Origin of the sequence: Parabacteroides goldsteinii (genome assembly GCF_020091425.1) — a bacterium.
In the GTDB taxonomy this organism is placed as follows: Bacteria; Bacteroidota; Bacteroidia; order Bacteroidales; family Tannerellaceae; genus Parabacteroides; species Parabacteroides goldsteinii.
The window spans coordinates 6,664,583-6,677,733 of the sequence record NZ_CP081906.1 but is presented as its reverse complement, the minus strand read 5'-3'; the positions used below and the strand labels follow the sequence as shown (position 1 = coordinate 6,677,733).

The 13,151-nt window shown below is 41.2% G+C and carries 8 protein-coding genes; all 8 read right to left on the bottom strand.

Features of this window, described 5'->3' with window-relative positions; all coding sequences use genetic code 11:
• Positions 1 to 119: 119 nt before the first annotated feature.
• Complete coding sequence (locus K6V26_RS27370; protein WP_224264345.1) at positions 120 to 1,631, bottom strand: RagB/SusD family nutrient uptake outer membrane protein; 1,512 nt, start codon at positions 1,629 to 1,631, stop codon at positions 120 to 122.
• A 287-nt stretch (positions 1,632 to 1,918) separates the two neighbouring features.
• Complete coding sequence (locus tag K6V26_RS27365) at positions 1,919 to 2,227, bottom strand: hypothetical protein (RefSeq protein ID WP_007657317.1); 309 nt, start codon at positions 2,225 to 2,227, stop codon at positions 1,919 to 1,921.
• Positions 2,224 to 3,177 carry an IS110 family RNA-guided transposase gene (locus K6V26_RS27360; protein ID WP_010800681.1) on the bottom strand — a complete coding sequence of 318 codons (954 nt, stop codon included), beginning with the start codon at positions 3,175 to 3,177 and terminating at the stop codon, positions 2,224 to 2,226. Before K6V26_RS27360 ends, K6V26_RS27365 begins: the two co-directional genes overlap by 4 nt.
• A 115-nt stretch (positions 3,178 to 3,292) precedes the next feature.
• On the bottom strand, positions 3,293 to 6,250 hold the full coding sequence (locus K6V26_RS27355) for a SusC/RagA family TonB-linked outer membrane protein (protein WP_173012309.1): 2,958 nt from the start codon (positions 6,248 to 6,250) through the stop codon (positions 3,293 to 3,295).
• Positions 6,251 to 6,907: 657 nt separating this feature from the next.
• Entirely contained in the window at positions 6,908 to 9,169 is a 2,262-nt protein-coding gene (locus K6V26_RS27350) for an alpha-N-acetylglucosaminidase (RefSeq protein ID WP_224264344.1), read from the bottom strand.
• Between the two features lie 140 nt (positions 9,170 to 9,309).
• Positions 9,310 to 10,017, bottom strand: a complete 708-nt coding sequence (locus tag K6V26_RS27345) for a DUF4998 domain-containing protein (RefSeq protein ID WP_224264343.1) — start codon at positions 10,015 to 10,017, stop codon at positions 9,310 to 9,312.
• Positions 10,018 to 10,038: 21 nt separating this feature from the next.
• Entirely contained in the window at positions 10,039 to 11,220 is a 1,182-nt protein-coding gene (locus K6V26_RS27340; protein ID WP_224264342.1) for a DUF5000 domain-containing lipoprotein, read from the bottom strand.
• Positions 11,221 to 11,247: 27 nt separating this feature from the next.
• Positions 11,248 to 13,140: a RagB/SusD family nutrient uptake outer membrane protein gene (locus tag K6V26_RS27335; protein ID WP_224264341.1), complete on the bottom strand. Its 1,893-nt coding sequence runs from the start codon at positions 13,138 to 13,140 to the stop codon at positions 11,248 to 11,250.
• Positions 13,141 to 13,151 lie beyond the last annotated feature (11 nt).

Sequence of the window (13,151 nt, the reverse complement as noted above, 5' to 3'; positions counted from 1 at the left end):
ATCTTGTAACTTTTATTACAAGAAAAAACACGAACAGCCAACAAACACTTTTTAGATATTCTATTTTAATCAGTCTTATCGGAAATTCATTTCCAATAAGACTGACTCCAATTTATAACTTAATACCCAGCATTCTGCTGCCCTTTGATCTGCGGATTCGCATCGATCTCATCTTTAGGGATCGGCCATACCCACATATGATCGTCGGCAGACTTTACCATATCCGTACCTAAAGCAGGCAGGTAAGAAATATCCTGAGCTTCGCTTGAAGAACGATTCAGCCCTTTCTTCCAACGTTTCAGGTCAAAGAAATAAGGCTGTTCACCGAATAATTCGCGTACATACTCATCCTGAATTTCTTTTATCAAAGCATCCCCTTTATAAGATTTATCGCTCCATCCTTTCACACGGGCAGTCTTCAGTTTATTCAACATCGCGGAAGCGTTCGTTTCATCTCCCGACATCGCATAAGCCTCAGCCGCAATCAGATACATTTCAGAAATACGGAAAGCCTTGGTCTTATTTATGTTATTGCTCTTTCCTTCATATAATTCAGGGTTACCCGGCCATTTCTTACAATAAGTAATCATAAAATCCGGAACAGTCTGGGCATCGATTGAATCATACGTAAAATAAGCGTTATAACGAATATCATTGTCTTTATCATACAAATTCAATACTGTGTTAGTCGGCAAATAAGAAGGGCGGGGTAATTTATCGATAATACCGCTGAATGCGCTACCCAGGGCGTTCGGTCCTGTTTCCTTGGCTTTCACCATGGCAAACTGCCAGATGGCTTCCGTTCCGTTGTCATGCAACCACATATCGGCATAAGCATCTCCATCTGTCATCAATGGATAGGTTCCACTGTTTATCAGCGCAGTAGCTGTAGATATAGCAGTTTGGTAGTCCTCTTTTTCTAAAGCAATTCTGGCTTTCAATGCTTTTACCACATCAGCCGTGATATAAGCGGAGTTTATCTCTCCTGCTGTCGTTACATATTCTTCTGCTTTTGCCAGATCGCTGTCGATCTGTTTATAAGTCTCCTCCAACGTGCTACGCCCCGGATATGTTCCGGCAATAGATGGTGTCGAATTATATTCTTCAACAAGGGGAATACCATATTCGTTAGCAGCGGAGGACGGATCATAATTCTTACAGAAATGGAGAGCCAACTCAAAATAAGCATATGCTCTTGTAAAATAAGCATGCCCCATATAAAGCCGGATTTCTTTCCGATCGTCATCCGATAACGAATTATCAGCTAATAAAGCTTCTGCCCCCTTCAACAGGACGTTAGCGTTTGCTATAAAATTATAATTATCGCTCCAGCAACCGGAAAAAGCGCCGTCTGTAATGGTATAGTCCCAGCGGTAAAAAGCACCATACGTATTTCCGTAATCAGCCGTAGCCGTTATCAGTCCGGACTGTACCAACGCATCCATAGTATAGCTATTTTGCACATAGCCACGCCATTCCGCATGAAACAAATTACTATATTTTCCACAGTCCTGGACAGACTGAACAGACTGATTGGTAGGTATGCTTGTTTCCGAAGCCAAATCCATATCGCAAGCTGTAAAAGCAGCAAAACAACAGGTAGCAACTGACAATATAATAGATTTTTTCATATGTAAATAAATTGCGCTCCCTATCTCAAGAGAGCCGTTTAAACCATTAATAAATTGATTTTTTTAGAGTTCAGACAAAACAAAAGAGAGCACTTGTATAGATACAAATGCGGTTGGCTATTATCTTTGGGCATTTTATAATTTTACAACAGCTAAGAAAAAAAATTTCATACACGCGTTAAAGGACTCGCAGTCTTGACCGCTTAGCAGTTGAGATCAGTTTCATGAGCGACCTCTTGCTGTTTCTTACGACAACAAGCCAGTAAAAATCGACCTTCTCTATGTTTTTAACCTACTTCTGGGATTGGACCATCATCACGGCTGATTTTAACTTTATAGCCAAGTGCTTCCAGCTCTTTCTTCAAGTAATTTTTCCGTTTCTGCTCCATCCTTTGGTTGAGATATTCCGCACCGAGTTCCTTATACTCACAAGCCTCTTTCAGTACATGCCATACCGATTTCAGGATCGAGTGTCCTACTGCTACTAAAGCCCTCTTTTTCCCTCGACGGGCGGCTAAACGGTGATAACGTGCACTGTAAAAGGTGTTCTTGGTACGGGTGGCTGCCCACGCAGCCTCCGTGATTACGGCTTTCAACTGTTTGTTGCCATGGGTGGTTCTACCACTTTTTTTTTACCTGCGCTCTCGTTATTGCCAGGACAGACACCGGCCCACGAAGCCAGGTGCTTTTCGGTTGGAAAGGCTTCCATATCCACACCTATCTCTGCTATCAGGTCTTCAACCGTTTTCCGGCTAAGTCCGGGGATCTTCTGCAAGAGTTCCATCACATTCTCATAAGGAGATAAAACCTCTTTTATACGGCAGGTAAGGTCAGCTATGATGGCTTTCGTCTGTTCCATATCTTTACGGATGGTCTGCAACATATAGATGTGATGCGGTTCTATAAAGCCTTCACAAGCCTGATAAAGAAGTTCCGGACTGGCTTCAAGTTTTTTATGATAGATGCAAGTTATGTCATCCATTGTTACATGACCCTTATCGATCAACATATCTATCAGCTTGTTCGCCACGACTCCGTCCAGGCTGCACACCACGCTGGAAAGTTTGATGTTACAATCTTCCAGGATACGAACAATACGGTTTTTCTCAGAAGATACATGCTGGATCAACTTGTTACGGTAACGGGTTAAATCACGAAGCTCACGTTGTTCACGCTCCGGGATATAACTCGGTTTCAACAAACCTGCTAAAAGCAGTTTGCAAATCCAGGCACTATCCTTTTTATCCGTTTTGTGCCCGGGAACATACTTGATGTGCCGTGCGTTCACGATCCAGACTTTCATATCAGGACATTCAAGAATCTTATAGACCGGCTTCCAGTAAACACCGGTACTTTCCATGGCTACATGCGTAATGCCACTGGATAATAACCATTCTTTTAATTCTGTCAAAGAACTACTGAAGGTCTTGTAACTGCGGGTTTCAGTTTTGAGACCTTCGCCACTTATCGTAGCAACTACCATGTCCTTGTGGACATCTATTCCACAACCCCGGAGGATGACTTGTTCAAAAGGTACTGTTTTCATTGCATTCGTTTTTTCGAGTGAATGACACTAAAGTAAACAATACCCCCCTATTTACATGCTCTTGGACGAAATTTATTTCATGGATGTTTCATGATTTTCTTCTTTTTACAAATTATTAGAACGTAAATTCAGCACCAAATGAGAACTGGCGGGTATTCGGATATTTACCCAACTGCAAGTTAGAATCCACTTCCGGGTCTGCTCCCTGATATTTTGTAACAGTCAATAAGTTACGACCTACAGCAAATACCCTGACACCACGGATAAAACCTGTTTTTCTCAACAAATTATCCGGCAAGTTATAACCGATCGTTAAATTCTTCAAACGCATAAACGACGCATTTTCAATCAGATGAGTATCAAATTGAATGGCAGAATTCGCAGCCGGAATATCCGTTATCTGCCCTGGTGTTGTCCACATATTTTCCATTACGACAGCCTGGTTTAACTGTCCGACGAAATTCGGATTTTCAACGAAGTACCGGTTATTGTCGATCATATATTTACCCAACATGAAAGAAAAGTCCGCATTCAGCGTGAAGCCCTTCCAGGAAAACTGAGTATTGAAACCACCTACCCAGGGAGCAAACTGATTTTTACCGGTAAACACGGCATTATCCTCGGAGTAGGTTTTTGTTTCATTCCCGTCTTTGTCCAGCCATATTTGCTGTCCGTCCTGCGGATCAACGCCTTTCCATCTCACATAATAGAAATCGCCATACGTTTTACCCACTTCATATTTAACACCGGTATTGGCTACAACATATTCATCACGTCCGCCAAACAATTCTGTAATCTGGTTCTTGTTATAGTTTATATTGGCCGAAACACTCCAGAAGAGATCCTTATTGGAGATTATATCATAAGATGCGGTAAGTTCGATACCACGATTGAACATACTGCCAATATTTCCCCATCCTGAGCCATGTCCGGTTGTATAAGAGAACGGGATCGTCATCAACATATCCGTCGTCACCTTATTATAGAAGTCAAAGTCGACGCTCAGGCGATTAAAGAAACGCGAATTGAAACCGATATTCAGTGTTTTTTGTTTTTCCCAGGTCAGATCGTCATTTTGCACGGAAGAAACTCCGAAACTCTGGTTTCCGTTGTAAAGACCTGTACCGATCAATCCTAAAGACGGGTAATACGGGTCACCATCAAATGCAGAGTTACCGGTTGTACCATAACTGGCTTTCACTCGCAATTCGTCCAGCCATTCTACATCCGCCAGGAACTGTTCTTCCTTCATATTCCACATAGCCCCTACAGAAAAGAAGGAAGCCCAACGTTTGTTTACTCCAAATAAAGAAGAACCATCCGTACGGTAAGAGGCATCCAGATAATATTTTTCATTGAAATTATATTCTGCGCGTGCAAAGAAAGAGTTCATCGTTTTCTTTTTCAGACTGGCACTCGGCGCTTTGTAAGTGGTACCATGACTTACCATCGACAAACGAGAATCCGTTATACCGTCTACACTGGTTCCGAAAGAACTGCCATCGTATATGATCGATTCCTGTCCGACCAAAGCTGTAATATTATGCAACTTATTGATATCAAACTTATATTCAGCCGTATTAGTCAACGTAAAAGAAGAATACCGCTGGAAAGTTTCGGCAGCGCTACCCGAATAATTATTATATCTGGCCGGCAAACTTTTATAGCGATACCTGTAATCAAACGCATCCATAGCTTGAGCGGCACGAATTGTCAAGCCCTTAACCGGAGTCAGTTCTTCGAACATATTTCCATAAAGACGAATTTTATTCTTTTCTGTCGGTTGATTTTCCAATAAATAATAGGGATTCCAGAGTCCCAGCACATCCAGTAAATCTTTTCGTTTACCATAAGAAATGCTGCCGTCGGCATTTTCAATAATTTCATAAGGAGTTTCATAAGGGACAGCCCAACGGCTCAAAGTACCCACATTATACCAGCTATTACCGGTACTGGCAAATCCGTTTGTTTCAAAATCTTCATAAGACAAACCTAAATTCAGCCCTACCCGCAGCCAGCTGAACACTTTTGAGTCGATATTACTACGCAAAGTTTCACGACGCATACCGGAAGCCGGTTCCACACCATCTGCATCATAATGACTGGCCGAAATAAAATAATTTGTATTATTTGCTACCCCTGTGATACTTGCATCCAATTGCCATGTCGGGGCATTATCATTCAGGAAATAATCAGCCCAATCGGTAGAAATCCCCATATTCATGTATTTTTCAACCGTAGAAAGATTTGCTCCGGGTTTAATTGTTTTCCATAAATTATAATACTGTGTCGTATTCATCATTTCCGTAGTAGGCAATGCCGGCTGTGAAAAGCCATACTGTCCTTTAACACTAACGGTAGGTTTTGAACCTTTACCACGCTTTGTTGTAATTATCACGACACCGTTTGCCGCACGTGACCCGTAAATGGATGTTGACGATGCATCCTTCAAAACAGTGACATTTTCGATATCACTCGGGTTCAAAGCAGTAAAAACACCGCTGGAAATCGGGGAACCGTCCAAAACGAATAAAGGCTCCGTAGAAGAATTGATAGAACCGACACCACGCAAACGCATTGAAACATTTTCGCTCGGTTCGCCGGAAGAGGTATATACCTGTAAACCGGCAACCTGTCCTTGTAAAGCATCAGCAAAGTTCGCACTCGGACGGTTAGAAATCTTTTCTGATTTAACAGCTGCAACAGAGCCGACCATTGAACCTAATTTCTTTGCCGAACCATAGGTTCCTGTAACCAGCACTTCATCCAGCATCTCTGAAGAGTTTTTCATCCGGATTGTCAGATTCGGAGCGATTTTAACGGTCATCGTTTCCATTCCGACAAACGAGATTTCCAGAACCTTAGCCGAATTAGGGACATTACTCAAATTGAAAAAACCATCAGCATCAGTTACAGTACCGATAGTTGTCCCTTTCACCATCACAGTCGCTCCAATAATCGCTTCTCCATCCTCGTCGGAAAGAACTTTACCGGTTACCTTAGACGACTGAGCCATCACCAAACCTACACCCATTATACAACAGGTAAGCAATAACATCATTCTTCTTCTCATAATTTTACATTTAGATTGTAGTATTAAGTCTATAATACTAAGTTCTCGTAGGACTTATGTAAATCATCAGGATGGCTTACTTTGCGGATGGCACATAATACAATATAAAACAACATGTTAGGTTTCTTGATTTAAGGTAAGGAAAATAAACACCGATCAAGTCTTTTAATATATTTTATTCAACAAATCACAATTACAAAGAATGGGACAGGAATGATGAATATGCATAAATCAGGAACAGAACCGTATATCAAGTAAATGCCAAATCAATAAAATCATCTAAAGCAAAATTTACACAACAATATAACCAGTAGAAAAGGAATATATGTTATACGGCAGTTTTACTGTATTTTTCCATGCTATTTAATTCATATAAATAAATATATGTATAAATTTGCATTTACTAAGAACGTAGTCCTACGAGAACTCTGTTAATTTATCCTTCTCCCATTGAATATCATTTGACTCGGGTTAATCGTTTCATTTAAAAAATCAGACATTATTCTACTCTGTAAATCAATACAATAACATATAAAAAAAGATATAAACAAAAATTCTTACTTCCAGATGATTTTCCATAATAAACAATTCGGGTGTCAGTTAAAAACAAACCGACATCCGAATAAATAATAGAAGGAACAAATTATAATAATCAGATCATTCGCCCAAATTCTCAAAAATGTCACCTTCCTGAATATTATCAGCTTTCATTTCATCCTGATAATATTCCCTGGCCAGGGTTGCATATTTTTTATACATCTTCAGAGCCGTCTCTATTTCGTCACCCTGCGTGATCGGAGTACGGGCTTTATTGGTCCGGGAGACGAACTCCAATTCCCAGTCGCCAAGTTCACTATAGAAATCATTCGCGCGAAAGGCTTCACGGCCATGAGTCATAGGAAGACCTTTTTCCGAATACTCATTTCCTTCATCCAAATGTTCCTGTAACATGGCATAAAACTTTTCCCAACGTTTCAGGTAATAGCTATCGATCAGGCCGGTCCACTCACGCCAGGAGTAATCGAAGATCAGCGGATCGCCATCAGCTCCCCAGACAGTCACTAATGCCGTGGCATCTTTTTCGAGCAAGTCTTTTTCCTCATTCGTAGTGCCCCAACTACGGGCATCGGTCAGCCATTTATCGAAATTGAATTCCGGACGTGTACGCAGCAAAACATCTACGTCACGAAGCATTTCTAGAAAACGGTTACTATGTAAAGTGAAAGCCGCTTTGTCTTTCTTTACAAATGCTTCTGCCGCTTTTTTGTGAATGGCCTGTCCCAGGTTCGACATTAATTGCCGCTGAATATCGACCACATCGAAACGATATGGAGTAGAAGCATTCAGCTTATCGGCATCTTTCAAAAGTAAGCCCTGTGCCTGGATTACCAGTAAAGGAGAGTACGGAATGCCTAATCCGGCATTCGGACCTGATTTTTTTACATTCAATGCCGGACGGGCTGCAATAATAGAACTACGTTCCGTACCATTCGTACCGGGACGATACGGACCTTCAAGCAGATGCAACCAAGCCTTATGCGCATTTTCAGAAGCTGCACCATAACGACGCTCCGCATAATCATCCAGCCATTCTTCGATATCCACTTCATCGGCATGAAGCGGCATTTCAAAAGCCAGGTCATAATAAACCGGATTTTGTTCAATCGATTCCATAAACAAACCGGAACCGCAAACATTAGGTGATTTCTGTTTGGCAACAGCATATTGATTAGATGCCAGCAAGCGTAAATCGCCATGCAAGTTGATACGGCCTCCGAAGTTATGCAGGTTACCTGCAACTACGGGGTACCCCCAACAAGTATTTTCCTGTCTGCTTCTCCCCCCGTTCAGGTCGAGTATCAGAAGATGTTCTTTGGGAACAGCTTTCACGATCGGCTCACGAAGGCTCCAGGCCTGCATCGCCCAGATAGCAGAAGGGTCGAAATCCTGAAATAATTTATAGATGGAATTTCCGACGGCACTCAGGTATTCCGGGGTATCGATCGGCGGCCGACTTTCATGAAACGGATCGGCAGCATACACGCCATGCGCACCGAACAGTTTCTTTTCTTCTTCCAGGAAATCACGACCGAAAGCACTGAACAACGAATCGGTCGGATCCAGCTGCGCGGCACCGGTAAAATCACACCAGGAAGGTTGCAACTGTATTTTTGCATCAGGATATTTATTTTTCAGTTCACGCGGTACATAACCGGAAAATCCTTGCTGTATAGGCTGCATTCCCAATTCCAATTGACGGTTGATGACCTTTTTTCCCAGTTCCGCATGGCTGTCTATCCAGGATTTAGGTAACGGGCCGCCATAGCTTTGCAGATTTTGCATCCATTGCCAGGCAAAATGTCCGGGACCAGCCAGGAAGGCACGGGCTTCTTCATCAGTAAAATTGTATTTCAGCAATGTATTATACCAGACCGCTTCAAGTCCGACAACCGACAGCGGCATATTAATGGAGTTCATCGCCATATAATCCAGCTCCTTCTGCCAACGCTCCCAGTCCCACCAGGAGGCGGTATAACTGACGGTACAATAATTCATATACACTCTATACTTGCCATTAATCGTATTTTTTATCACCTTTTCCGGAAGCGGCAATTGTTCCGGTAAATCAAGCTGGCTGCCAAACCAGGAAACATGTGCATTGCAAGTATATTTCAGATATTGATTGTAAGCCGTTGCCAGGGAAACGGTGTTGTTACCCCGAAGAAGTATTTTTTCATCAGCGGATGCGATCTCGTAAGCGTCCTCCCCGTTGACAGGTTCTATCAATTCCAGTTTAAACTGTTGGCCGTAGCCGGGCGTAACACGCTCGATCAAATCATAAGCGGCCTGAATCTGCGGATCTTTTGTACATCCAATACAGAGTAATGTAAGAATAAAGAATGCTATTTTCTGTTTCATTTCGAATATCTTGTTTGTTATCTCATTTATACATTCTACTATTTAGAATAAACGATCTCCGAACATACTAATGGTATGCAAAATAACACCTCTCGAACGTATTATCTGCATACCATCAGTTCATAATCATCTTTCAGTTACTATTCCGCAATCGGGACATGATAAACCGTTGCACTCGCTTCAAAGGTATCCAGAGAGCCAAATGGTTGATAAACAGACACCACAGTAAATCCATCTCCTGCTTTCAAGTTTGAGAGAACAGTCTCCGATGTATCATTCTCCACTTTCTCCTCAACCATTTTAGGATTAGACGGATCAGTATTATCTGTATAAATGATCATGGTATACAATAAAGTCTCGCTCTCTATTGAACTCCAGGTCAACTTAACGCTATTACCTTCCTGAGCTACTACTGTTCGTATTTCCCTGTTTCGCAAAGTCGAAACATATTTGGAACCGTAAATATCTGCTGTTTTTTCTACATTTAACGATTTATGCCCTTCGTCATCTTTTGTCACAAATTTAAAAATATAGCTATTCTCAGGCAGATTCAAATTTGTTTCCATCCGCATAACACCTGGTTGAGTACGATTCACTTCTACAACAGCAGAATCTCCCCCGTCATTCCAGTAAATTACTGTTTTAGTAATACGAGGATCCGCATTGATCATCCAGGTAAATTTAATACGCCCATTTCCGGGATAGGCCTCCAATGAATCTACAACGCCAGTATAGATTTCTTCTCCCCATTTCAGATACTCCTCATGTACATCATTGATATTTTCACAACTGCTTAATCCTATGATGATACAAATAAACCCTACAATGTTTTTTATTATATTTTTCATTCTGATTTTCATTTTAATAGTTTATTGATCATTACCCCAGAAAGTCAATTCTGCAATATGCAAATAGGCAGCTCCCGACCATGTACTTTTCACAACAAAACGCAGATAACGTACTTTTTTCAGGTCCAAAGGTGCAGAATACTCGAATCCCTTAGAAGCATACTCCGCATCTTCATTAGTGACAGTTCCGTCTCCGGAAGGTTTCAAAGTAACATAATCACCAACTTGTACCCAGTCCTTTTTCCACTCTTCCGTCCAATACTCATCATCCATTCCTTCTTTATAAGCATCGGTAGCCCATACTTCGAATGTTTTAGGGTTGTAATGTTTATAGAACCAGGACGTGCCGTCACGATGATACAGCTTAAAACGACTCAATTTTGCATCGACACCTAAATCCACTGTAAAATAGATTGGTATAGTTCCATCTTTCTCTGTCGTATGCCACATAGTAGAAAGACTATTATCAAACATTTTTTCGAATGTCATACCTGCACTATAATTGGTGTTACGATCTTTCGGTAAAAGAAGTCGTTTATGCTTACTCTTATCCAACTGCATTTCATAATACGGAGAAACCTCCTGTTTAATGGTATCAGAAACATTTCCCCACTTATCAGTCAGATATAAGGCAAACACTCGTTTGATATCATCATAACCTCTAAAGGAATAATCACCTTCTTTCATATTCGAATAATATGTTTCCCCATCTTCCAATTCACCTTTACTGTTTGTCGCCATTATAGTTAAACCTATCTCAGAGCCTAATTCATTGTCCCAGGTAGCATTGACACCTCCAAAGTCTGCCTGCAATTTTACAGAGCTCAATATAAGATCGACTATCGGCGTTGACGGGTTGATGGTCACCACGAACGGTTCAGAAACATTCTCACTATGATCAACGACATATAATGTGACATCTAATGGGTCCGTCGTTCCCAAACCTTCAATTTCCAAACTGTTTTTATAAATCGAAGACCTCACCACATGTTCCCGGTTATTAACATAATAAACACCCTTCACATATGAGATATCGGTTTCTTTAGGTATTGTATACGATATCTTAGCCCCACCGGGTGTACTTTCTACCTCCACTGCCGTGATCGTTGATGGGGCTGTACCATCCGTTGGAGTTTGTCCGATATGATCTTCTGCACATGAGATCAATACCAATAAGAAAAATGAATATATTAACTGTTTCATAACGTTCTCTTTTATTATTTCTAGATATTACTCCCAGCCAGGATTCTGTACCAGATTCGAATTAATTGTTATAGAATTTGTTTTAATTGGCCATAGATAATCTTTAGTCTTAAATATACGGTTAGCATAAGTAACCACCGTATAATAAGAGTCGACTGTTTCTCCTTGATAATTCCAGCCTCTGACCGGTTGATTCAAATAATCCATGGCTTCTTTCCAACGGCGCAAATCACCGGCTCGAACCCCTTCACAAGCCAGTTCATTCAGACGTTCCTGATGAATGATCTCTCTCATTCCTTCCTGTGTATTCGGTTTATTAGCCAGTTTAGATTTCTTCCAGGATTCAACAACACCTTTTAATCCGGCACGCTCCCGAACTTTATCAATATATCCATAAACGTCCGCCACAGGAGTAGAGTTTGCTTCATTCAAAGCCTCGGCATATAAAAGATAGAGATCGGACATACGAACTAGCGGAAATGAATAACGAACTCCGTTATAAGTATTGGAAGCCGTCCCTGCAGTTGTTTCATAATTGATCAACTTCTTAATAAAATAACCGGTCGGAATATGTTCACCCGTACTTCTGAACCCGGATATTTCACTCTTACGAGCATGCAGATACCATTTATCATTATCCGCAATTTTACCGGCACCTTCAAAAACAGATCTGTCAAATCCCAAGGTCGCATAAAAACGAGGTTCTCGGTTAAAATGAAGCTTGGCTGTCACCTCACCCGGTTCCAGATAAAACTTATCCTTATCCGTAACCTTTTGCGTATCGTATCTGTTTTCGTAGTCCCATGAAGGATCCTCGTCGATAGGAATACCGTTTTCAGTATAAAACTGTTCTGCAATCTTCAGAGTGGCACAAATTTCATTTGTTCCGTTCCCCAGATTGTTTACGACCAGGTGAGGCATACAATATTTTTGTAAAGCACCCACATCATGTGTCGATCCCCAAACAACCTCTTTATTCCATTTTTCAGAAAATGCAGAACGAAGTGTCAACTTTAATGCAGTTGTATCAGATATAGAAGTGGTCGGTCTAAAAGTATACAATTGATGTCCTGCCAGCTCACAAGTATCTATCGCATTTTTTAGTGCTGTCGCCGCACGTTGCCATTTCTCCACTTTAAATTCTGTGTCTATCAGTTTCCGTCCCTGATTATCTACAAAATGTATATAATCTGCATTACCGTTAAATAACGGGCTGGCAGCCCAAACTAAAGCTTTTGCTTTAATAGCAACGGCTATAGGCTGCGTGATACGTCCGGCTTCATTTGTCTTATCAGCAATTTCAAGCGGAAGGTCAGGGATAGCCTCATTTATCAAATTCACAATATATTCCACAACATCATCCACCGGTTCCCGATATACACGAACATCTTCCGGAGAAGCCGAAACCGGTAAGTTCTCATCAATGATTGGAACAGGTCCGTATAAAGTCATTAAATAGTAATGATAATAGGCTTTCAAAAATTTGACTTCCGAAATCCAACGGTTTCTTTCATAATCCTCCATATCATGTACCCGGTCAATATTTTCCAGAAAAATATTGCAGTCGCGTATTGCCACAAACAATTTCTTTCCACTTTGTTCGCCGTCCCAATAATTCAGGTACGGGTTATTGGCATTCTGGCTCCCCTTGGCAATATAAGTTACCGGATTAGTAACCCAGTTAGGCTGATCAATATCCCACCATATCTCATCTCCGGTCATCAGCTCCGTACTACTCCAAATATCCGTCGGATTCGGAAGATAACTGTAACAAGTAAAGAAGAAACGTTCTGCTGCCGCCCTATTATTAAACGATTTCTCTATCGTTGCAATATCATCCGGCACAATATCCAGATAATCTGCACATGAGGTAGAGAAAAAAGTCAATGCAATTATGATCAATCTCGAAAAGTATTTCATAATATTCTGAT

Bases quoted from the DNA above. Each gene is read 5' to 3' on its own strand.
- K6V26_RS27370 (WP_224264345.1), bottom strand. From the start codon at position 1,631: ATGAAAAAATCTATTATATTGTCAGTTGCTACCTGTTGTTTTGCTGCT.
- K6V26_RS27360 (WP_010800681.1), bottom strand. From the start codon at position 3,177: ATGAAAACAGTACCTTTTGAACAAGTCATCCTCCGGGGTTGTGGAATA.
- K6V26_RS27355 (WP_173012309.1), bottom strand. From the start codon at position 6,250: ATGAGAAGAAGAATGATGTTATTGCTTACCTGTTGTATAATGGGTGTA.
- K6V26_RS27350 (WP_224264344.1), bottom strand. From the start codon at position 9,169: ATGAAACAGAAAATAGCATTCTTTATTCTTACATTACTCTGTATTGGA.
- K6V26_RS27345 (WP_224264343.1), bottom strand. From the start codon at position 10,017: ATGAAAAATATAATAAAAAACATTGTAGGGTTTATTTGTATCATCATA.
- K6V26_RS27340 (WP_224264342.1), bottom strand. From the start codon at position 11,220: ATGAAACAGTTAATATATTCATTTTTCTTATTGGTATTGATCTCATGT.
- K6V26_RS27335 (WP_224264341.1), bottom strand. From the start codon at position 13,140: ATGAAATACTTTTCGAGATTGATCATAATTGCATTGACTTTTTTCTCT.